The sequence below is a fragment of the Pedobacter sp. KBW01 genome (assembly GCF_003852395.1).
GTDB lineage: Bacteria > Bacteroidota > Bacteroidia > Sphingobacteriales > Sphingobacteriaceae > Pedobacter.
Genome location: NZ_QAJQ01000014.1, coordinates 250,184 through 272,158, shown reverse-complemented (window position 1 = coordinate 272,158; position 21,975 = coordinate 250,184). Strand labels below are relative to the sequence as shown.

General features: G+C 39.8%; 16 protein-coding genes. 12 read left to right on the top strand and 4 right to left on the bottom strand.

Translation table 11 applies throughout. From position 1 onward, the window contains the following. Positions 1 to 2: 2 nt before the first annotated feature. Complete coding sequence (locus DBR40_RS16700; protein WP_199748365.1) at positions 3 to 3,164, bottom strand: SusC/RagA family TonB-linked outer membrane protein; 3,162 nt, start codon at positions 3,162 to 3,164, stop codon at positions 3 to 5. A 478-nt stretch (positions 3,165 to 3,642) separates the two neighbouring features. Here DBR40_RS16700 and DBR40_RS16695 point away from each other — a divergent pair, with 478 nt between their 5' ends. Continuing rightward, positions 3,643 to 4,617 carry a DUF1080 domain-containing protein gene (locus DBR40_RS16695; protein WP_124560871.1) on the top strand — a complete coding sequence of 325 codons (975 nt, stop codon included), beginning with the start codon at positions 3,643 to 3,645 and terminating at the stop codon, positions 4,615 to 4,617. A gap of 190 nt (positions 4,618 to 4,807) precedes the next feature. Next, complete coding sequence (locus DBR40_RS16690; protein ID WP_124560870.1) at positions 4,808 to 6,004, top strand: ATP-binding protein; 1,197 nt, start codon at positions 4,808 to 4,810, stop codon at positions 6,002 to 6,004. Positions 6,005 to 6,340: 336 nt separating this feature from the next. Here the strand turns inward: DBR40_RS16690 and DBR40_RS16685 are convergent, their stop codons facing one another. Then, positions 6,341 to 7,183, bottom strand: coding sequence for a response regulator transcription factor (locus DBR40_RS16685; RefSeq protein WP_124560869.1), 843 nt, complete (start codon positions 7,181 to 7,183; stop codon positions 6,341 to 6,343). A gap of 396 nt (positions 7,184 to 7,579) precedes the next feature. Here DBR40_RS16685 and DBR40_RS16680 point away from each other — a divergent pair, with 396 nt between their 5' ends. The 6 genes from DBR40_RS16680 (at position 7,580) to DBR40_RS16655 (ending at position 13,670) form a co-directional block, all read left to right on the top strand. Continuing rightward, positions 7,580 to 8,356, top strand: coding sequence for a M15 family metallopeptidase (locus tag DBR40_RS16680; protein WP_158674066.1), 777 nt, complete (start codon positions 7,580 to 7,582; stop codon positions 8,354 to 8,356). 29 nt (positions 8,357 to 8,385) lie between these two features. Continuing rightward, a complete protein-coding gene (locus DBR40_RS16675) occupies positions 8,386 to 10,080 on the top strand; it encodes a S8/S53 family peptidase (protein WP_124560867.1) in 1,695 nt (564 codons plus the stop codon). Between the two features lie 18 nt (positions 10,081 to 10,098). After that, complete coding sequence (locus DBR40_RS16670; protein WP_124560866.1) at positions 10,099 to 11,628, top strand: C25 family cysteine peptidase; 1,530 nt, start codon at positions 10,099 to 10,101, stop codon at positions 11,626 to 11,628. Between the two features lie 3 nt (positions 11,629 to 11,631). Continuing rightward, positions 11,632 to 11,859 carry a hypothetical protein gene (locus DBR40_RS16665; protein WP_124560865.1) on the top strand — a complete coding sequence of 76 codons (228 nt, stop codon included), beginning with the start codon at positions 11,632 to 11,634 and terminating at the stop codon, positions 11,857 to 11,859. A 156-nt stretch (positions 11,860 to 12,015) separates the two neighbouring features. After that, positions 12,016 to 12,798 carry a hypothetical protein gene (locus tag DBR40_RS16660; protein WP_124560864.1) on the top strand — a complete coding sequence of 261 codons (783 nt, stop codon included), beginning with the start codon at positions 12,016 to 12,018 and terminating at the stop codon, positions 12,796 to 12,798. Between the two features lie 320 nt (positions 12,799 to 13,118). Next, positions 13,119 to 13,670 carry a hypothetical protein gene (locus DBR40_RS16655; RefSeq protein WP_124560863.1) on the top strand — a complete coding sequence of 184 codons (552 nt, stop codon included), beginning with the start codon at positions 13,119 to 13,121 and terminating at the stop codon, positions 13,668 to 13,670. Positions 13,671 to 13,840: 170 nt separating this feature from the next. Here DBR40_RS16655 and DBR40_RS16650 read toward each other — a convergent pair whose 3' ends face one another. Then, a complete protein-coding gene (locus tag DBR40_RS16650) occupies positions 13,841 to 15,412 on the bottom strand; it encodes a PepSY-associated TM helix domain-containing protein (RefSeq protein ID WP_124560862.1) in 1,572 nt (523 codons plus the stop codon). 204 nt (positions 15,413 to 15,616) lie between these two features. Beyond that, positions 15,617 to 17,644 (bottom strand): beta-N-acetylhexosaminidase, encoded by a 2,028-nt coding sequence (locus DBR40_RS16645; RefSeq protein WP_199748364.1) that lies wholly within the window; start codon positions 17,642 to 17,644, stop codon positions 15,617 to 15,619. Positions 17,645 to 18,089: 445 nt separating this feature from the next. Between DBR40_RS16645 and mraZ the strand changes: the two genes are divergently transcribed. From mraZ to DBR40_RS16625, 4 genes are read left to right on the top strand one after another with little or no spacing between them, the layout of a single operon-like run. Next, positions 18,090 to 18,557: a division/cell wall cluster transcriptional repressor MraZ gene (mraZ, locus tag DBR40_RS16640; RefSeq protein ID WP_124560861.1), complete on the top strand. Its 468-nt coding sequence runs from the start codon at positions 18,090 to 18,092 to the stop codon at positions 18,555 to 18,557. Beyond that, positions 18,547 to 19,452, top strand: coding sequence for a 16S rRNA (cytosine(1402)-N(4))-methyltransferase RsmH (gene rsmH, locus DBR40_RS16635; protein WP_124560925.1), 906 nt, complete (start codon positions 18,547 to 18,549; stop codon positions 19,450 to 19,452). Before mraZ ends, rsmH begins: the two co-directional genes overlap by 11 nt. Next, positions 19,449 to 19,871 (top strand): FtsL-like putative cell division protein, encoded by a 423-nt coding sequence (locus tag DBR40_RS16630; protein WP_124560860.1) that lies wholly within the window; start codon positions 19,449 to 19,451, stop codon positions 19,869 to 19,871. Before rsmH ends, DBR40_RS16630 begins: the two co-directional genes overlap by 4 nt. Continuing rightward, positions 19,861 to 21,963 (top strand): penicillin-binding protein, encoded by a 2,103-nt coding sequence (locus tag DBR40_RS16625; protein ID WP_124560859.1) that lies wholly within the window; start codon positions 19,861 to 19,863, stop codon positions 21,961 to 21,963. The genes DBR40_RS16630 and DBR40_RS16625 overlap by 11 nt, the downstream gene beginning before the upstream one ends. Positions 21,964 to 21,975 lie beyond the last annotated feature (12 nt).

Sequence of the window (21,975 nt, the reverse complement as noted above, 5' to 3'; positions counted from 1 at the left end):
TATTAGAAGTTTAACTTAAGATTTAGCCCGTAAGAACGTGTGCCAGGTATGGCGAATACATCATTAGCCTGCATACTGTTATTGGTACTCATTGCCTGCTCCGGATCGAATGGAGATTTTTTGTAGAAGAAAAACAGGTTACGTCCGATTAACGATACGGAAGCCGATTTAATGGCTGAGCCTTTAACCGGTAAATTGTACGATAGCGCCACTTGTGCTAAACGAACATTGGTACGCGAGAATACATAAGGCTCCATAATGCCATTTCTATCACCTATTGTAGAGTAATAAAGTGCCGGGTCAATTGTGGTTTGGGCAGTATTGCCTTGTATAGCGTTGATTGGAATAGTTCCTGCATCACGTGCTTCACCGGTTCTTTTGCTTACACCATACGAATCGAGAAAAGCTTCGGTTTTAGAGAAAGCCACACCGCCAAATTTAGCAGTTACCAAAGCGCTTAAGCTTAGTTTTTTGTAAGTGAAGGTATTGTTCCAGCCGGCAATAAAGTTAGGATTTAAATTACCAACATACTCTTGAGTTGCAGCTTTGGTTGGTTTTCCTGCAGCATCTAATATAATCTGACCTGCAGCATTACGTGCAAATTTGAAAATATATAAGTCGTTGAAAGAGCCGCCTGCTTTAATGATTGAGTTAAAGCCCTCGCTGTCGCTACCTACCTGGTAACCTGGGTTGTCGGCAATCAACTCAACAATTTTATTTCTGTTCCGCGATAAATTTACAGTTGTATTCCATTTAAAATCTCCATTTCTTACAGGATCCCCACCTAGTGTCAACTCAAAACCCTGGTTGGTAACCTTACCCGCATTTACATAGTAAAAGGTATAACCAGAACCTGAAGGGGCTGGTAATGATAAAAATTGATTGGTACTGGTGTTTTTGTAATACGTAAAATCCAGGGTTAATCTATCATTTAAAAAGCGGCTTTCTAAACCAATCTCATTACTGGTTATTTTTTCAGGTACCAATGTCGCAAAAGGTGTTTGCGTATTTCTGGTAATACCACCAATGCCGTTTGGTCCACCAGCACCACCTATGGTGTTGCCTGGGTTTACAATATTAAATGGTACTTCGTTTCCAACCCTCGAGGTTGATGCCCGGAGTTTTAAATAATTAATTCCGTTTGGCATGGTTACCATTTGGCTTATTATGGCAGATAATCCTCCCGAATAATAAAAATAAGAGTCGTTTCCGGTAGTCGCCAGTGTAGAGGCCCAGTCGTTACGGCCCGACAGATCTAGATAAAGCATATCCTTGAAGCCTAATGAAGCATTGGCAAATAGACCTTGTTTCTGAATCCTGCTGTAGGTTTGGTTAATAACTAAATTGTAGGGAAGGTTGGCGAAACTAAAAAAATTCGGGTACTGAAGTGGTACAGTTCCATTTGCAAACATCATCCCGTCGTTAAAAGTATAATCCTGGATACTCCCTCCAAATACGCTATTCAAACTGAATTTACCAAAGGTATTATCATAGCTTAAAATAGCATCTCCATATAAGGCTTTATCATTATACTTGGCATAATTCCAGGTACCGTTAGAGCTTACGCTTACCGAGTTACCCCCTGCAGCATAACGGTAATCCAATAGCCTATCGTTGTAATCAATGTTACCACGTACATCAAATTTAAAATGCGGTAAAAATGCATACGATGCTTTTGCCGTTGCAATTACCCTGTTGCTGGTAGAAAGTTTAGGGTCGTTGTTTAATTCCCAGTAAGGATTGTTTTGTTTTTCTTCTGTAGAATACCAGTTTTGAATATACAGATTTCGGGTAGCACTGAAAGTTTGATAGTTGTTTTTAAAATCATCAAAATTTCTTTCCCTTGCAAATAAATATAAACCGGTTAAGGGGTTATTGTAATAACCTGCCCCAGGACGGTTTTTTGATTTCTCGTAAGAGAATCTCACATTTCCACTTAAGGTAAGTTTATCATCAAATAACTTGGTTTCCTGACTTAAAGTTACATTATGCTTGTTGTAAGTGCTGGTTGGTACAATACCCGATGCATTATTGTTTCCATATGAAAAGTAAGTAGTTGTTCTTTCGTTTCCGCCAGATACTGATATTGAATTAATGGTATTTACACCAGTCTGGAAAAAATCATCAATATAATTACTTTGGTAATTACCTTTTGTTTTAGACCAGCTGTAATCGCTGCCGGCTATCGCACCGTAATCAAACTGAAACTCAGGTAATGTTGCTGCATTGCTGAAATTTAAGGTTGAATTTAAAGCAATAGCAATTTTACCGTTCTGGCCTTTTTTGGTGTTGATTAGCACTACGCCGTTAGCGCCCTGGCTACCATATAAAATAGCACCATTGGCTCCCCTTAAAATAGTAACCGACTCAAAATCGTCCTGGTTTAATGCCGAAAGACCATCGCCTCCATCTGTACCGCCGTATGATCCCGGCTGCCCACCTTTATTATTTACCACTGGAACCCCGTCAATTACAAAAAGTGCTTCGCTATTTCCGGTAATTGATTTTGAACCCCTTAATACTGTCTTTGTAGAACCGCCCACACCAGAGTTACTGATTCCGATATCAATACCGGCAGCTTTACCGCTTAAAGCCTCCATAAAGTTCGGAGCACCAGCCTTGGTAAGTTCTGTGCCCGCTAGTTGTTGTGCCGCAAAGGTTAAAGCTCTTTTTTCGCGTTTTACGCCTAAGGCGGTAACCACTACTTCGGTTAAGTTTGCATTGCTCGAAGGTTTTAGTTTTATGGTTACGTTAGTCAGGTTGCTGATATTTACTTCCTGGGTTTCCATGCTGATATAGGAAACAACCAATGTTGTAACATTATCAGGAACGTTTAAAGTAAATTTTCCATCAGGACCAGTAACGGTTTTAGCACTGGCACCTTTAGCAGCAACTGTTGCTCCCGGAAGTGGCAAGCCCGATTCATCAACCACTAACCCGGTAATCGTCTTAGCCATTTTCTCACTTACATTAATGGAGTGTTTTACTACCTCTAAGGGTTTGGGGAATAGGTTTTTGTTTGTTGTGCCACTTTCAGCTTTAGCCGCATGCTGTAAGCCAACTGCTGTAACGGCAAGGATTGCCAGTTTCCGGAGGCCCCGGCTTGTGCTAGAAAAAGTTAATTCCAGGGCACAGCTTGTGAAATGAATGTTCCTCATTTTCATACATTTTTCTGTTTAGTTTAGGTTAATGCCAAATAAATTTTCGATTACCTTCCAGCATTTCCGCAACAAGCTGCCATTTTACACTCCTAAGCAAGACGTAGCACTTTACTTGCTTTTATTACACAACATATCGTGGTTCATGTTATATAATATTTGGTTAGTTCTTTTGTTTAGGGTGTTGTAATGATTTTGATCTAATACTTGTTCGTTGTTTGTTTGGTTTTGCGATATTTAATTTGGTTAGTGTAAATTAGTAAAAAACCTGATACATTGTAACAAGTGTAAAGAAAAATATTTTTTAACCCCGATCTCTACCGATTTATCAAACACAGTTTACATAGAATCGCCTTGTGCTGAATGTCCATACCTCACAGATTTGTGCGTAAAAGAAATAAGTTCTACCTTACTTAAATTATCTTAATATAGAACCAATAGCAGTGCACTAAAACAAGCATTGCTTTATAAATGAATTACACTTATGAGAAAAAAAATCTGTTTGTTTGGTTTAGGCTGCCTCTTGATTGCAGGTTTACCAGAAAAAACATTTGCTTCAAGGTCAACTAATGCCAATTACAATCATTTCGCTGCTGAGCCTGCTGCACTGATTGGCCGCTGGGATATAACCGTTGATCAGAATGGCAAGCCCGCACCAGCCTGGCTGGAAGTGAAATTATCAGGCTATAAAACACTGGTTGGCTATTTTGTTTCTACAGCAGGAAGTGCGCGTCCGGTATCAGAAGTTAAGTTTGATGGAAAAACTTTCAGGTTCGAAATTCCACCACAATGGGAGAGTGGTACAGCGAATTTAGTGATGGAAGGAGAATTAACCGATGCTGGAATTCAGGGAACAATGACTGAATGCAACGGTACAAAATATAGCTGGAAAGGTGTTAAAGCCCCTTACCTGAAAAGAGCAGCAGCGCCCGCATGGGGCAAGGCTGTAAATCTGTTTAACGGTAAAGATTTAACTGGATGGAAAGCAAGTGGGCAAAACCAGTGGGTAGTGAAAGATGGCATTTTAACCAGTCCGAAAGCAGGTTCTAACCTGATTACAGAACAGAAGTATAACGATTTTAAGCTTCATGTCGAATTCAGATATCCTAAAGGCGGAAATAGCGGTGTATATTTAAGAGGTCGCTATGAAGTGCAAATTGAAGACAGCAAAAAAGACGCGCATCCAAACAGCGTATTGTTCGGTGGTGTTTATGGGTTTTTAACGGCCAACGAAATGGCTACTTTGGGCCCTGATGAATGGCAAAGTTACGATATTACCTTGGTAGGCCGTCTGGTTACCGTAGTAGCCAATGGTAAAACCATCATCAGTAATCAGGAAATTCCTGGTATTACCGGTGGTGCATTGGATAGTAATGAGGGAGAGCCCGGACCAATTTACCTGCAGGGTGACCACATGCCGATTGAATATCGGAAAATTGTAATTACACAGGCAAAATAATTATCTAAATTTCATAATGTCAGATGGTGGCACCTGACATTATGAACCTTCAATTACAGCATAATAAATTACTTGATCACCTTTTGCTGTTAAATCCCAAAAAGAAAGCATCAAATTATAAATCGTACTCCTTTAAATTGCTGATTATTTATAGCAATTTTTATTATTTTTGCTATAAATAATTAGCAAAATGGAGAATCTTCAAATTAAATCCAACGTAGTCATCACTGAGCAATCTATGAATATCATACGTCCTTTGGCAAAATCAATTGACTGGAATGATAGATTAATTGCCGTCTTAGGAGCTAGGGGAACGGGAAAGACGACTTTGTTATTGCAAAGACTTAAGGCCGAATATGGAACTAGTAAAGAAGCCTTATATATAACAATGGATGATATCTATTTTACTGGACACCTTCTTTCTGACCTTGCTATGGAATTCAGGCAACAAGGCGGGAAAATATTATTTATCGATGAAGTACATAAATACCCCAACTGGGCCAGAGAAATTAAAAACATTTATGACTTTTATAAAGATATTAAAATTGTATTCACGGGGTCTTCCATCATTGATATTAATCGCCAAAATGCAGACTTAAGCAGACGCGCGGTGCAGTATGAAATGACTGGCTTATCATACAGGGAATATTTACAATTCATTGGGGTTGGAGAATTTGACGCATTCCGGTTAGAGGATATTTTGGAACACCATGTGGAAATTGCTAATTCCTTGAGCTTAAAATTCAAACCGCTGCAGTATTTTAACGAATATTTGCGACATGGATATTATCCATTTTTCATAGAAAACATCAATACCTATGCCATACGTGTAGAACGTGTCGTACGTTTAATCATCGAAGAGGATCTTCAGTTTGTCGCAGGATTTAATCCGCATCATTCCAGAAAAATCTATCAGTTGATGTCTATTTTGGCTACTAATGTCCCATTCAAACCCAATATCACTAAATTGAGTGAGAAAACTGGAATACATAGAAACATGATCGTAGAATACTTGTACTATCTTAATAATGCCAGATTAATTAATTCTCTTGCTGCAAATGGAAAAAGTATTAGTATCCTGCAAAAACCTGATAAGATATTTTTGGAAAATACCAATTTGCTTTTCGCACTTGCTCCTGAAAATGTTGATACAGGATCACTGAGAGAGTCATTCTTTATGAACCAGTTTAGTAATACTGAACATAATATTAGTTTGCCATTAAAAGGAGATTTTTTAATAGACGACATTTATACTTTTGAGGTGGGGGGAACAGGTAAAACCAATAAACAGATTGAAGGCATTAATAAGGCGTATCTGGCATTGGATAACCTTGAGAGTGGGATTAATAATAAAATTCCGCTTTGGCTGTTTGGCTTTTTATACTAAACCTGGTTGAAAGATAAAGACAGAAGGCTAGCCAATGTGATAGCAGTTTTATTAGAGTTTCAAACCACCGATCGGTTATTTAAGGGGGCTAGAAAACATCGGCTCAAGGTTTAATGTCAAAATTGGATTAACTATTGAGAGAATGGTGAACCGGTAGATATCGAGTACCTGTTTGCGGCGTGTTTTGATTAATAATTGACCTCAGGAAATGTTTGTTTCTCCAAAACCATTGTGGCCAATTACAGCGTGCGGTTTGAGTAGGTACAGCTGTACTCATGCTTCTACTTAAAACCGATAAAGTCGTGATGCTTATACACATGAGCTAATCGTAGGTGATTAAATAATACCTTGCCGAATGGCAAGGGTAACCAAAGAAGTCGCATTAGGCATTCCCGATTTGTCCATCATGTTCTTGCGGTGGTTAATGACCGTAAACTCACTTATGTTCAATTTGGAAGCAATCAATTTGCTACTCATTCCTTCAGACATGCATAACAGGATTTCAGTTTCCCGTCGTGAAAACAGATGCGGAGGGATTTTCTCTTTAACAGTGCTTGTGTTTTTAGGCTTTGAAAACTGGTTCATGCATTGAATCTTCTGATGTGCATCGATTCTAAATAAGATACCAAAGCTAAAACAAGTACTCCTCCCTCCAGTAGCCAAAAAGCCTCTACGGTGTAAAAAGGTTTCGCATAGGCCTTGCTGTGTTTTTAGTATTCTTTTTTCAGTAGACAATGGGCTGAATATGTGTTGTGAATCCATTTTATTATGATCCTGAATGCTGGAAACTAATGATTCTAACTCAATTAAACGAAGTTGTTGCCATTGCATGGGGTCCAGCAGATAGAAGTTTCCCAGTGTTGCTCTTTTCAGGACAAATGCCTTTTTCTTTTGATCGAAGAGATAAATGATTGGTAACATTGATCTAATATTTTGATTTCCTCTTGAAATCTCTTCAATATGGTAGTTGTCTAGAGGTAGCAGTACCTCTATATCAGCTATGTCCCCGGATTCATAAAACCAGGTTGGTAAATCATTTCCCCTTGGTTGGTCTTTATTCATTTTGTTACCCTTAATGAATTTGGCGAGAACTAAAATCTGTTTGTTACAGGACTGATTAACAATGTATCTAATATACAGTTCGCTAGCTGGTTCGTCAATACCAATTTTTGGGTACATTATGCACAAATAGTTTACACATTTTCTTGATTTCTTTTCAAAATTTTGAAAGCAGGATTTAATCCTTGGGCTAGGTAGAAACGCGATGTTTTAATGTAGGACTTAGAATTGGTCACCAGAATCGAGTCGCGAGATGACAACGCTTTTTTTATTTGGAAGATAATGATTCTATCCAAGGAATGCGGTTGAGGTCTGATTTCTTTCTGCCAGACTTTTCCATGCCTTTTAGGATCTCATTAGGTTGAAGTTGTTCTTGTTTTTCCAAAATGGCCTGCGACGATTAATCACCTAAAATGGCTATAAATAGCTATTTTATAAAATATGAACTCGGGTTATCTTGTATTATTCGTTTTCCAATATCTAATACTAGATTTTAACAACCTAAACCGTGCAATCATGGCATTGAAACTTTTACAGAGAGGAAATAGTGGCCAAGGCGTAAAGGATTGGCAGTTTTTTTTATCAGGTCAAAATTTGTTTTCTGATGTTGCTGATGGAATATTTGGTGAAAGTACGTTGAAGGCAACGTTAGCATTTCAGAAGCTAAATGGGATTAAACAAGATGGAATAGTAGGGAATAATACTTTTGGTGCAGCTATGCTCAAAGGCTTCAATAAGGTTCAGGATGACCGGAATACAAAAGAAAGCAACAATTGGCCACCTAAACCAGATTTTTCTTCCATTAATAGCAATTCAATCAGGCAACAAATGTTTGGAAGAATGGAGTTTGTCTCACAACCGCAGGTGGAGAATCCTGAGCATATCAAAATTACAAATAACTGGATAGAGAATATAGTCACAGTAAGTATCCCGCAATTAAAGGGAATACTTAAAAAGCCGGAAATCCAATTTCATAAAGCGGCAAAAGACCAACTTATTGGTCTCTGGGCGAGATGGGAGCATGACGGGATGTTAGGTCTTGTGAAATCATGGCAGGGATCATTCGAACCACGGTTCGAGAGAAACAGTAGGACCGTTCTGAGTAATCATGCCTTCGGCACCGCTTTCGATATTAACGAAGAATGGAATCAGTTTCATACTCTACCTTCACTCGTTGGAAACGAAGGAAGTGTACGAGAGCTTGTTCCCGCTGCTAATGAATTTGGTTTTTTCTGGGGAGGACATTTTAAAAGGCCTGACGGAATGCACTTTGAGGTTTCAAAAATATTTTAACAATTTATCTTATTTCAAACTACGCCAATATGAAAAGATATAATCAACCTATTGAGTTAATCATAGATTACCAGTCTGATCCTTTGATGAAAGAAGTGCCGGATATAGTGGCCAGTCTAAAAGGCGCTGGTATTCCAGTTGCTAAATGTGAAACTTTATTTAATCAAGTCATTGATTCAAAGTCGATTCCGGCAATTACTTCTCAGTTGACAAAAGTTACCGTTAAAACCGAGGTAAGTGATCTAGAAGTACATCCATGGGATCTGGCGCATGCCGCTTTAAATTCAGGTAACAATGTTAAGTATATAGAACCAGATTTATGGCAGGAGTATACTGTAGATGATAAGATGCAAGATGGTTTCAATTCCGTTTCAGCCAAATCATTCGGTACCGAGGCAAAAGGAGATAATGTTGATCCAGACTGGCCACCTAAACAAAATTTGGTCTGGCATCTTGATAATGAGCATTCACAACTAGGTGCTGCCAGAAGCGAGGTGGCCGATCTTGATGACTATGTTATTCGGATAGGACATCTTGATACCGGTTATACTAATCATTTTGCGATTCCACAGAAAATAAGAGATAACCCACATCAGCGGAATTTTATAGCAGGTGAGCAATCTGATAAGGCATTGGATCCAGGAAGTGAAGGTATTCTGAAGCAGCCCTTTCATGGTACAGGAACAGGGGGCATATTAGCAGGCGATAAAATAAAATTAACAACTGCCAGCGGAGAGTTTAATGATTATCTTGGAGCAGCTTATTTTGCCGAAGTAATCAGCTGCAGAATTTCCAAATCGGTGGTGCTATTTAAAACAAGTGCTTTTGCACTGGCACTTAATTACCTCACAGATCTTGTTAATAGTGGTACTCAGGTTCATGTAGTTTCTATGAGTATGGGAGGTGCGCCATCCCGGGCATGGGCCGATGCGGTAAATGCGGCTTATAATGCGGGGATAACGATTGTCACCGCTTCAGGGAATAACTTTGCAGGCTTGCCTACCCGACATTTGGTTTATCCGGCACGTTTTCAGCGTGTAATAGCTGCATGTGGAGTAACCTATGACCAGGCACCTTACTACACAAGTCTTATTAATGAAATGCAAGGCAATTATGGTCCTTCCAAGGACATGCAAAAAGCACTGGCGGCTTACACGCCTAATATGCCCTGGGCTAATTTTATTTCAGGTACTGTGCAGTTTAATGGAGCAGGGACATCTTCCGCAACACCCCAAATTGCGGCTGCAGCTGCGATTTATTATAAGAAGAACCACAAGGAATTAGATGCAGCAGCACCCTGGCAACGTGTTGAGGCCATTAGAAACGCATTGTTCAGCACTGCAAAAAAGATCATTAAACCTGGGTTTGGAGATTATTCGCAATATTTCGGAAATGGAATCGTACAAGCCCTTGATGCACTGAAAATACCTGTAAAGTTGGATATTGCACAAACTCCGGAAGATAAAACTCCATGGTTTCCAATTTTAGACACTCTAATGAAGAAATTACCCGATGAAAAGGAGCAGTCGAGAATAGACATGTTTAATACTGAGTTATGGCAATTGTTGTATGGTTATCCCGAACTTGCTATTAAAATCGGCGGCAACCAGGTAGACTTTGACCAGATCAGTGCGCTAAATTGGGATTCATTTGCAAATGCAGTAATTGAACATCCTGCTGCATCAAAAACTTTAAAAGCTTTTTTAAAGAACAGATTTAAATAACCCCATAAAGACTTAGAGATGGTAAAAAAGATAATAGTTACCTTAAAAGGTACTCTTAATAAGAAATATGGCGCCAATGTAACCCAGCTTAACACAATATTCAGCAACCTTATTGGCGCAGATGCCCTTAGGGGCATATCAACTGTAATTCTTTACATTGATGATCTGGTAACTGCAAAAAAATATGGGTATCCTCTACCCACAGTATTTGATGAAGTTGCCTGCAAAAATATTGTAGATCAGATTTATTGGAAAGAAAGTCCGGAATATCTGGCTATTTTTGGAGCTCAGGATATATTTCCTTTTCAGCAACTGGTTAACCAGCTTCACCAATCAGGAGCTTCAGGAAGTGATCCTGATGAATTTATCTCATCAGATCTTCCTTATGCCTGCGATTCCCCATTCAGTACCAACTGTAATACTTTCACCAATCCCACACGTGTAATTGGAAGAATTCCTGACTTGCCTTCAAATGACTTGGAAGAAGGTAACGGAGATATTGAATACGTTAGGACGATCATTGACCAGATCATAGCTGCAGTCCCCGCTAACCGGAGTGCAATAACAGATTATTTCTCTAGTTCTGCCAACGTTTGGACAGGATCAACACAGATAAGTCTTAGAAATATTTTTGGGAACTCCTTTCATATGAAAAACAGTCCTCCTGATATAACTGGAGGATACAGCACAACAGAATTAGGCCCCCTTCCTCACTTCTTTAACCTTCATGGAGCGCTCAGCAGAACGAGTTTCTATGGGCAAATCGGGAGTAGCTATCCTGAGGCGCTGCGTCCCTCTGACCTATCGGGAAAGGTAAGCCAGGGAGCCTTTGTAGCTGCAGAATGTTGCTATGGAGCCCAATTGTTAGCATCTGGAGCAGGCATGAGCATTGCCAGTACTTATTTGCTGAATAGAGCAGCAGTGTTTATGGGGAGTTCCACTATTGCCTATGGTCCCGCAGTAGGCCAAGGGCTTGCAGATTTGATTTGCCAGTATTTCAGTATCAATATTCTGAATGGTTCTTCTAGTGGTAGTGCTCTCCTGTCTGCGCGCCAGAGGTTTCTCAGTGTGAGTGGACCGATACTAGACTTTCATGAATTGAAGACGCTAGCACAGTTCCATATTTTGGGAGATCCTTCTGTACATCCGGTACAATCCGCTGAGCCTAAGGAAATGATGAGTACAATTAAAGATAGGCGATTTACATTGCAGGCAAAAGGTATAAATCTTGGTCTAACTATTCCCAATACCGAAAAGATCAGCGATTCGGGATCTGTAAATCCAATGGTGGACTTTCCAGCACTTAAAAATTTGGTTCAATTTGGAGTGGCTGAATCTAAAACAGTTTTTGAAGTTGATGAAGCATTTGGCGACAATTTTGCGGCTACTCACATCTTCAAATTGAGCAAGCAGGGTAACCAAAAAATCCGTTATCACGTGTTCCAAAAAGGTCGTATCTTTGATAGTGGTATTTGCGATCTGAAGGTGCTGGTCGTAAAGGAACGTGATAATCAATTCATGGGCTACCGGGAATATTTAAGTAGATAATTGATGAAACTTACTGGAAAGATCGTTGTAAAGCCGTTTGCCTTGGGCTCAAAAAGTGCTCATGATGCAGTGTATCTGGAAACTACGACAGGAGATTACCTAATTCAGCGAGAGCAGGATAATCCATTTGAAAGCTCAGATTTGAAAGCACTTTCCGGTAAAAATGTAGCTGCGGAAGGAGAACTTGACAATTATCTTTTCATCGCAAAAAATATAACGGAAATGGACTAAAGTCAAGATTCAAGGCCTTTATCAACTTTTGTTTTATTTCGTAAAACGCATACAAGAGATTGAAAATGGCTATAAATAGCTATTTTCAATGGCGACAACTATCATGATATTGTAGATGAGATGGTAAAAGAAATAGTCTCATTAAAACACAATATTATGGCAAATCCACAAAAAAATTACTTGTCACACATGAGTCGTCAGATTGGTTACCGAGCAACCTGGGATCCTGGAAGACCATTGAAAATTGGCTTTATTGGTAAATTGGATTCTTCTGGAGTTCTGGCTATCTATAGCTCACTTGAAAATGAAGGAATTCCAATGGATATTTTTGTAGATGATAGTACAGCGGATATGGATTTCACATCAAGTGATTCCGTTACTATTTCAATGAAAGTTTCGGGTTCTGCACCGGTTTTAGGAAGTGCACTTACCCTATCAGAGGCAGGGGTTAATTTTGAATTTAAAAATGATGAAGGTATTGTATTTCAGACAACTGGTAACAAGACTTCTCAGTTAATTAATCTTGGCAAAATAACAAAACTGATTCTTGAAAAGTATGAGGATGGGAGTTGGGATGAAGACTGGGTAGTGGTTACTGAATTAGTAAGTGCAGATTCTGCTACGATTATTATTTCCAATAGTAGCGGCGCAAATCTAGATTTAAAAGCAAATGCTGGTATTGGTGCATCAGGTATAAAGATAACGGATGCTGCTTTGGACTTTTCAGTAGCGAGACAACATGGAAGTACTTTAAAATATATTGCACAAAATGGACTTACGCCTCTATATAAAATAATGGGAATAAGAGATCCATTTATCGGTTCGGTGAGTGTAGAGCCAAAAGATATTGGCGAAAAAATTGTGCTGACTCGGGAAAGCTTTAGAGAATTAAATTTTAATCCAGACAAACCCTCTGAAATCGAATCAGAACGAAACTAAATCTGAGAAGAATCTGTTAAATATACTATAATAGCTACCTGTTGTGCATTTAGGATAAACTAAAAAATAATTTATCCTAAATGCACAACAAGTAATAGCTATATCTAGCTATTGTAGGTCTAGAAGCTGAGAATTAATTTTATGGAAGGGAAGAAACAAATCATGTTTAAAAACCGGAGTATTTCAGAACGAAGAATAAATGATAAGAATTGAACTGAATTTATTCTGACTATCGCTTTCGTGGTGCGTTACGCGCTAGTGGACAGAATATTATGACTGATATCCGAGTATAAATAATTGTATCATAAAACCAAAACTCTATGGTCGGTAAAATTAACCTTCGTTATTTCTGGACAAGCTGCTGGCTTTTATTAGGCACACTTTTAGGGGGAGGCTTTGTATTATGGCTTTCATTAACAAGTGGCTTGAATATTGGACTGATGTTGCTATGGTCGATTGCTTATTTGGCAATAGGAGGTCTTTTAGGCTTTATTTTTAGCGTCCCTAAATTAATATCCGATGTACCGTCAGTGACGGGGATAACAGCATTAAGTCCAGAGCAATCGGTCAGGGTGAAATATCAGGAGAATACCAACCTCACTCAAATTTCGGACTGGCTGACCAAAGTATTGATTGGTGCCAGCCTTGTTCAACTTAAAGAAATTCCTAAATTTGTTTATAAAGTAGCCCAGATCATGGGTAGCGGGGCCCAATCAATAGTTAGTAAAGTTGATCTCTCTCAACACAACACGGTATGCTGCGCGGCAATAATTATTTACTTTATTACCTGGGGCTTCATCAGTGGCTATCTAGCTATGAAACTAGTGTTAACTGAACAATTTATGGATGCCGGCAGCGGGCAAACAAAGTAAATATTTCGTTTCAGCATATGGGTATTTCGATCTTAACTGGATTGTGGACGGGGACGATAGTGTTGCAATAAAATCGATTGACACTTCTCTTTCAACCAGTACTGATCGCGATGGTCTAGGTGTCCTCAGATGGTACCACCTGATATCCAGATACAAAAGGACTCATCACTTTAGAAAATCTCTAAACCAGTATTGAGCAGGATCATGTATGCTGTTAAGTAACAAACCAAAAATGCAGCCGATAAGGCAAAATAACGTGTTACCCTATGGCTCCCTTTCTTAAAAGGTAATAAAAATAGGAGATTGAAAAGCTCTGCCAGTAGCGCACATATAAAATTAAGGCATACCATTACCGCACTAAAGGCTACCACAAAGATAGCTGGCTGGATAATGATGCCCGATGGTAAGCCGTACAGTGCACCCATGATAAAACTTACCAAAAGAATAACAGCTGCATATTTAGTGCCCGATTTAAACTGTAGCAGAAAATACCGCCCTAATTTGAGGCGCGGGGTTTTCTCTATCGCTGATTTTTCCTCTTGTTCACTAACGGGTACACTGATCTGTTCATCTTGCAGTGCTTCTTTAAGCTTTCGCTTTTTACCTCTTTTTTGTTTTTTAAAACGGGGCCACCAGATGATAAAGCCAGTGATAAAAAGTGCCAGAGGCATTAATCCGGCAATAATAGCAATAACCTGCGTTGGCCGGCCACCGAAACTGCCGTAATGGATCGGTGTTAACCAGCTGAGGTAAGCATTGCCAACATTGGGGAAATCGCTGGGGCTATTCAGTAAAGTTTTGGCAGTGTACTGATCAACAACCAGCATTTCTCTCTTCCCAACTTTGGGCAGGTTTCCGCTTAGCATATCCAAACGATAAGTACCGGTTTTATCAGCAGGAAAAGCAATGCCTCCAATATGGGCATTGGGCATTTTTTGTTTAGCTGCTGCCGTAATAGCACTAAGTGGTAGCGGCACAGCTTGCGCATGCCAGGCCGATTTAGCTCCCAATAACTGGGCAACGCCTTGAGGCGATTTTCCGCTCAATAAAAAAAGGAATGGGATAACCAGGGTAGAAAAGGTAATGCAAAAACCGGTTAAACTTAGTATGGCGACAATAGGTGAGGAATAAAAACCCAGCGAATTGTGCCAGTCGTAATTTTGGCGTTTAAACGAACCGCTAAACTTAACAGTGAGTACTGTCTTAAGTTGTTTCCATTTCTTTGGGATCCATAAACGTAAACCCGAAATGGTTAAGATTAAAAGACAAAGCGAAGCTAACCCGCAGATATAGCGGCCCGCAACAGGAATGAGCAATGTCCGGTGCAGCTCTGTAACTACGTGGATAAAGGAACTGGTGTGTATTCTTTTGCCACTTATTTTTCCGGTATATGGATTAATAAAGGTTTCTTCTTCGCTTTTTAAATTCAAAACACTGTAAGCTTCATTGGGGTTTTTGAAGTTATTCAGCATTAGGTAGTCGATCTTTAGCCTGGGGTAGTTTTTTTTAATGAGCGGCACAATCTCTTCAACCGGCATTTTTTGCTTTTGTGCAGCTACCTCAAAAAGGCTAGGGTTTAATGCCCGGTCAATCTCATCCTGAAAAACAAGAATGCTTCCTGTAACACCTACAAATGCCACAATTGCCCCAGCAATAATACCCAAATACAGGTGCCATTTACCGAACCATCTTTTTTGGTGTTTTGCCCAACTGATTTTTTTAGAATTGCCTGCTGATTTCATTTAACGGAGATATACCCTTGAAAGGGAACGTATTTCAGAATTTGTTTGTGCTACAAAGAAATAGTTTTAATCCCGTTTATGCAAATTATTTTTAATGAGTCTAAATAAGTAGAGTTCGAATTTGGCTATCAGACTATATAATCGGATATGATTTTAAAATCTAATATGTGCACGGATTCGCGCACACATTAGATTTAAGATATATTATTTAGTTTCGGCTACATTTAACCGGTCAAAAGGACTTAGGTTGTAAGTAAAATTGCCATTGCTGTCGGTGCCGCCAATGCCCTTAACTTCTGCTTTTAGTTCATACTTTGCATTTGGTTTGTAATGGTCGAGCTGCAGGTGGTACAAAAAGCTTTTAACCTTATGCGTGCCCCTGAATTTATCCGCAATTCCTGTATGTTCATCACGGGCAATTACTTTTCCGTTTTCGAGTAGTTCTACCTTTTTGATTTCCATAAAATTAATGCCCTTGGTGTAAAAGAATCCTGCTGTAATGCGGCCATTGGCATAAGTTTTTTTGGTTACATCCCAGCTAAGTGTCCGAAATTCGTTACCAATCGCTTTGGCTTCCCAGGTTCCCGAAATGTAGCCACCAGGTTTGTAATAATCGATTTTGAGTAAATCCAGACGTTTTAAATTATCTGATAAACGCTTTTTAAAACCAGCCAGATCTCTGTTTCCTTTAGGTATCCAGCCTGTTTCGGCCAGTGCAAGTAAACGTGGAAAATTCTGCACGTTCATGTCTTTCAGGTCCTGGGTTATGGCCGTCCATTGGTTGGCCTGCACGCCTAAAATAAATTTCCCTTCATCCTGGCTTAAACCGGTTTCCGGTTCATAGTTGTATATCTTTTCCAGTGAATTGATGTTTCCATAAGCCAGATCGCTCATGGTGCCATCATTACGGTCGGCCTGGGTAATATCGAAATAAAAAGGATCAGTAGGAGTGGCAACCACATAAAATCCGTTTTTTGCAGCATCGGCTATGGCCTCATCGCCAAGCCAAGACATAATTGCTGTTTCTTTAGTCAGGTTTTTAGCATCACTTAAAATATCGTTCCAACCAATTGGTTTTTTGCCCTTACTTTTAATAATGGTCGAAATGCGCTTCACAAAATAGCTCTGCAGTTCATTGGTGTTTTTTAGCGATCCAGTTTTCATGAATTCCTGTACGTGCGGTTCTTTTTCCCAAAGCACATGTCTTACTTCGTCGCCACCGAAATGGATATAATCTGCAGGGAAAAGATCAGCCAGTTCGGTAAATACATTGTCTAAAAATTCGTAAACCTTTTCTTTGGTTGGATCGAGGGTGTTTGGGGTAAACTGGTTACCCCAGTGCGACCATGAATCCAAAAATGGAAAAACAAAATCAGGTTTGCGGTTCTGGTTTACGCCCAGTTCGGGGTAAGCCAATACGGTTGGCCATGAGTGGCCGGGTACATCAATTTCAGGAATAATGGTAATGTTGCGTTCAGCTGCATATTTAACTAAATCGCGAATTTGATCCTGCGTATAAAAACCACTTCTTTCTGCAGGTTGATTGGTGCTTTTATCAAATATGGTCGTTTTGGTACTGGTAAGCAGGGGGTATTTTTTAATTTCTATCCGCCAGCCCTGATCATCAGTTAAGTGCAGGTGTAGTACATTTAATTTATACAACGCCATTACATCTATATATTTCTTCATTACATCTACGCCATAGAAAGTACGGCTAACATCCTGCATATATCCTCGCCAGCCATAGCGTGGTTTGTCAATAATTTCACCGCAAGGAATGCTCCACGAAGTTTTTCCGTTTGTTTTACCTTCAATTTGTGTTGGTAACAATTGCCTGATGGTTTGAGTGGCGTTAAAAATACCAGCACTTGTTTTGGCATAAACGCTTATGGCGGTTGGAGTGATTCCGATTCGGTACCCCTCCTCGCCCAGACTATTCAAAGTGTCTGATACCATGAAGAGGATGCCTTGACTTTGATTCTGCAAGGGTAAAGTTTTAGCTTTTATGCCGGTACTGCCTGTCAGTAGCATAGCAAATAGGCTTATTGGTGCCTGAGCTTGCCCCTGGTAATAAATAGGAGTGGTAGGTTTAAATTCAAACTTGCCTGCATAAGGAGTAACAGATAGCGGTTTAGGAATAATGCTGTTTAAAGAGAGGTTGGTTGTTTGTGCAAAACTGATAGATGTGCTCAAAGTCAGCACAAGCATCATTTTTAGAATTTGGCTTTTCATTTTGGGTGTTTAAGGGTGAGTTTCCATCCAAATTAGAGATAAACAAATGATAAAGAAAATACAAATAACGCTCAAACGTTTGCGTAATCGTATCGTTATCAGGGCTGCTTTGGGATGTGGGAGGTTTTCCTAGAAAAGGATATAAAATGTACCACAAAAAGAAAGGCATAGCGGGGTTTTATATCCTATAAATGAGCGTATTTAGGTAAAATCTTCAAAATATTGGGTAAAAATGGGCAGGCGTGACACTTTTGAATATTTAATTTTTAATCGCCTTATTATCAGTATGTAGTAGGTTTTTGAATATGCCAATCTATATATTCTGGTTATATTGCGAACTCCAAATTGTAACAAAAACGATGTGGAAAACTTTTTTGTGGTAAAAAGTGGTAAAAAGTGGTAGAACTCTTTACTTTTACACTAGATAAAAAGTGTAGATACCACTATGACCCAACTTTTAGGAGAATTTGATTGTAAACTTGACGCAAAGGGCCGCCTTATGGTACCTGCTGCGCTTAAGAAACAATTGCCTAATGCTGAGAATGATGGGCTCATAATTAACCGTGGTTTTGAAAAAAATCTGGTAATCTATCCTAAAAATGTTTGGGACGCCGTTGTGGCCGACCTTGCTAAGCTTAATATTTACGATCAGGAAAACCGTGCTTTTGTTAGGGCCTTTACCCGTGGGGCAACCGAGCTTTCGCTTGATGCTGCCGGCCGGGTGTTGCTGCCGAAATCTTTGGTAGAGTATGCCGGTATTGGTAGTGATCTGGTTTTGGCTTGCCAGTTAGATCGTATCGAGGTTTGGGATAAAAAATCTTACGAAGATATTTTTGATGATGTTCCGGCCAATTTTGCTAGTCTGGCTCAAAAAGTAATGGGTGATAAGAAAGGAGGTGCTGATGGAGAATAATTACCATGTTCCGGTAATGTTACAGCCTTGTATCGATGGCTTGAATATTAAGCCTGATGGGGTTTATGTAGATGTTACTTTTGGTGGTGGCGGCCATTCGCGCGAGATTTTAAAACATCTTGGTCCGAAAGGGATTTTGATTGCTTTTGATCAGGATCCTGATGCTCAGGCTAATATTCCTGCTGATGATCGCTTTGTGTTTATCGATCAGAATTTTGGTTTCCTGAAAAATAACCTGCGTTTAAAAGGTTTCAGGCAGGTGGATGGTATTCTGGCTGATTTGGGTGTTTCCTCTCATCAGTTTGATGTACCTGAGCGTGGTTTTTCAATCCGTCATAATGCCGACCTGGATATGCGTATGGATCAGCACCGTAATTTAACTGCTGCTGAAATCCTGAATACCTATACTGAAGATAAGCTGCATAAAATTTTTGGAATCTACGGCGAGGTGAAAAATGCGAAGTCTTTGGCTCGGGCTATTGTAACTGCGCGTTTGGAGGTTTCTTTTACTGATATCGATAGTTTAAAATCGGCTATTTCGGCTTATATCCCAAAGGGAAAAGAAAATAAATACCTGGCGCAGGTTTTTCAGGCTTTGCGCATTGAGGTGAATGCTGAAATACAAGTGCTTGAAGATTTTTTACAACAGGCGGCTGAGGTATTAAAGCCAGGTGGTCATCTGGTAGTGATGTCTTATCACTCGTTAGAAGACAGGCCGGTTAAAAACTTCATGGCAAAAGGAAAGTTTCAGGGAGAGGTGGAGAAAGATTTCTTTGGGAACCAGCAAAAGCCATTTAATGTAATTACACGTAAAGCGATTATTGCCACTGATGAGGAGATTGCCAGGAACAATCGTGCCCGCAGTGCGAAACTAAGAATTGCAGAAAAAATATGAACAGGTTTAGAGAGGAGATAGAAGAAGAGGAAGTTGGGCCTGAGCCGGAATTAAAAGCTGCGCCCAAAAGGCCGAAAACTGCAGAGGAGAAAATGGATAGCAACTCCTTCATTAGTAAGCTTTTTAATGATGGATTAGTAAGTAAAGAGGCGGCAACTGATGCTTTGCCTTATTTGTGTTTTTTGGCCTTTTTGGGGATGATTTATATTGCCAATAGCCACTTTGCGGTAAACAATGTGCGCCGCATTGATAAGTTAAATAAAGAAGTAAAAGAATTGCGATGGGAGTATAAATCGCTAAAGGCCGATCTGATGTTTAAAAGTAAACTAACAGAGGTTGCTAAAAAGGTTGATACCCTTGGGATAAAAGAACTGATTGAACCACCAAAAAAAATAGTTGTTAAAAGCGATGAATATTAGAGCAAACATCTTGCTTCGTGTATATCTGGCATTTGGCTTAATTGTGCTTTTTGCTTTTGCGGTGTTTTTACGCCTCGGTCAGGTGCAGTTTGTACAGGGGAAAAAATGGAAAGCTATGGCGGATAGTCTTTCTACACGATATGTGAGTGTTGAGGCTACGCGCGGTAATATTTATTCTAATGATGGCAGTTTGCTGGCTACTTCGATACCAGAGTACGAGCTGCGCATGGATATGTTTGCCGGTGGTATTGCTGATGATAAAGTGTTTAATGAAAAAGTAGACTCGCTGGGTTATAGATTATCCCAGATTTTTCAGGATAAAACCGCAAAAGAATATGCCCGTTACCTGCGTAAAGGTCGTCAGGATAGCGCGCGTTATTTATTAATTCACCGTAAAGTGGGGTATGCTGATCTTAAAACGATCAGGAGTTTTCCGCTTTATAATATAGGTAAGTTCAGTGGTGGCTTAATCGCGGTACAGCAGAATAAGCGTATTCTTCCTTTTCAGGCTCTCGCTGCCCGTACAATCGGTTATAAAAACGAAAATGTGGCTAACGGGGTAGGTTTGGAAGGTGCATATAAAGAATATATCAACGGTGAAACCGGAAAAAGGCTGATGCAACGCATTGCCGGTGGGGTTTATATTCCGGTGAATGAAGAAGCAGAAGTTGCGCCAAAAGATGGTGCCGATATTATCTCGACCATCGATGTAAATATGCAGGATTTGGCGCAAAGTGCCTTAGAAAAGCAATTAATTAAATCGCAGGCTGATCATGGTACCGTGATTTTAATGGAAGTGGCCACTGGTGAAATCAGGGCGGTAGCCAATTTCTCTAAAGTAGAAGAAGGTGTTTATAAAGAGAAATTTAATTATGCCATTGCAGGTAACCAGGATCCAGGCTCGACTTTTAAGCTGGCTTCTTACATGGCGCTTTTAGAAGATAAACTGATTGATACCAATACCATGATTGGAACCGGGTACTATCAGATTCCTGGAAAGCTGATTACAGATTCGCATCCTAAAATTGAAACAGTTACCGCAAAAAAAGCATTCGAAACCTCTTCGAATGCCGCGATTGCAAAATTGATCAATATGCATTATGGTAGCGATCCGATGAAATTTACCGATCATTTATATGACTGGCATTTGAACAAAAAAATGGACTTGCAAATCCCGGGAGAGGCAGCACCGGTGATTAAAAATATAAAAGCAAACAGAAGCTGGAACAAAAACATGACCCTTCCTCAAATGGCTTATGGTTATGAAATGAATTTGACACCGTTAAAGATGCTGACCCTGTATAATGCAGTGGCTAACAATGGCAAAATGGTAGAGCCGATTTTTGTGAAAGAGATCAGAAGGCTGGGTAATCCGATTGAACAGTTTAAGGCCCGGGTAGTTAATGATAAAATCTGTTCGGATGTTACCTTGAGCAAGATCAGGAAAATGCTTGAAGGTGTGGTAACCGAAGGTAGTGGAAAACAGGTTGTTTACAATCCCCTATATCCGATTGCCGGTAAAACGGGTACTGCTCAGGTGGCAGATGCGAATAAAGGTTATAAAGGCAAAAAACAATATCAGGCTTCTTTTGTGGGATATTTTCCAGCTGATAAACCTAAATATTCTTTAATCGTAGTAATCAACGATCCAAAAGGAGCTTATTATGGTGCTACGGTTTCAGGGCCAGTGTTCAGGGAAATTTCTGACCGCATTTACGCCAGCGATATGCAGATGTACAACGATATGCCAACACGTTTGGTGGGCAACACGGGTACTCCGCCAACAAAAGCCGGTCAAAGCAAGGCTACGCAAAAAGTATATAAGGCATTCGGATTTAAGCCGCTTTTCGCGTCAAAATCTGAATACTATAATATAATAGATACCAGTGCTGGAACCATTTTCCAGGAAAACAACGAGCGTAAAGGTATTATGCCAAACGTAGCGGGAATGGGACTTAAAGATGCCTTGTATTTGTTGGGAAATGCAGGCTTAAAAACCAAAGTTTTTGGCTCAGGCAAGGTAACCGGTCAGTCGATAGCTGCAGGTACCAAAATTGGTAAGGGAATAGGAGTACAGATAGAATTGAATTAAGGAGGAAGGTTG

Excerpts from the sequence above, each read along its gene's own strand:
- DBR40_RS16700 (WP_199748365.1), bottom strand. The coding sequence starts at position 3,164 with ATGAAAATGAGGAACATTCATTTCACAAGCTGTGCCCTGGAATTAACT.
- DBR40_RS16695 (WP_124560871.1), top strand. The coding sequence starts at position 3,643 with ATGAGAAAAAAAATCTGTTTGTTTGGTTTAGGCTGCCTCTTGATTGCA.
- DBR40_RS16690 (WP_124560870.1), top strand. The coding sequence starts at position 4,808 with ATGGAGAATCTTCAAATTAAATCCAACGTAGTCATCACTGAGCAATCT.
- DBR40_RS16685 (WP_124560869.1), bottom strand. The coding sequence starts at position 7,183 with ATGTACCCAAAAATTGGTATTGACGAACCAGCTAGCGAACTGTATATT.
- DBR40_RS16680 (WP_158674066.1), top strand. The coding sequence starts at position 7,580 with ATGGCATTGAAACTTTTACAGAGAGGAAATAGTGGCCAAGGCGTAAAG.
- DBR40_RS16675 (WP_124560867.1), top strand. The coding sequence starts at position 8,386 with ATGAAAAGATATAATCAACCTATTGAGTTAATCATAGATTACCAGTCT.
- DBR40_RS16670 (WP_124560866.1), top strand. The coding sequence starts at position 10,099 with ATGGTAAAAAAGATAATAGTTACCTTAAAAGGTACTCTTAATAAGAAA.
- DBR40_RS16665 (WP_124560865.1), top strand. The coding sequence starts at position 11,632 with ATGAAACTTACTGGAAAGATCGTTGTAAAGCCGTTTGCCTTGGGCTCA.
- DBR40_RS16660 (WP_124560864.1), top strand. The coding sequence starts at position 12,016 with ATGGCAAATCCACAAAAAAATTACTTGTCACACATGAGTCGTCAGATT.
- DBR40_RS16655 (WP_124560863.1), top strand. The coding sequence starts at position 13,119 with ATGGTCGGTAAAATTAACCTTCGTTATTTCTGGACAAGCTGCTGGCTT.
- DBR40_RS16650 (WP_124560862.1), bottom strand. The coding sequence starts at position 15,412 with ATGAAATCAGCAGGCAATTCTAAAAAAATCAGTTGGGCAAAACACCAA.
- DBR40_RS16645 (WP_199748364.1), bottom strand. The coding sequence starts at position 17,644 with ATGAAAAGCCAAATTCTAAAAATGATGCTTGTGCTGACTTTGAGCACA.
- mraZ (WP_124560861.1), top strand. The coding sequence starts at position 18,090 with ATGACCCAACTTTTAGGAGAATTTGATTGTAAACTTGACGCAAAGGGC.
- rsmH (WP_124560925.1), top strand. The coding sequence starts at position 18,547 with ATGGAGAATAATTACCATGTTCCGGTAATGTTACAGCCTTGTATCGAT.
- DBR40_RS16630 (WP_124560860.1), top strand. The coding sequence starts at position 19,449 with ATGAACAGGTTTAGAGAGGAGATAGAAGAAGAGGAAGTTGGGCCTGAG.
- DBR40_RS16625 (WP_124560859.1), top strand. The coding sequence starts at position 19,861 with ATGAATATTAGAGCAAACATCTTGCTTCGTGTATATCTGGCATTTGGC.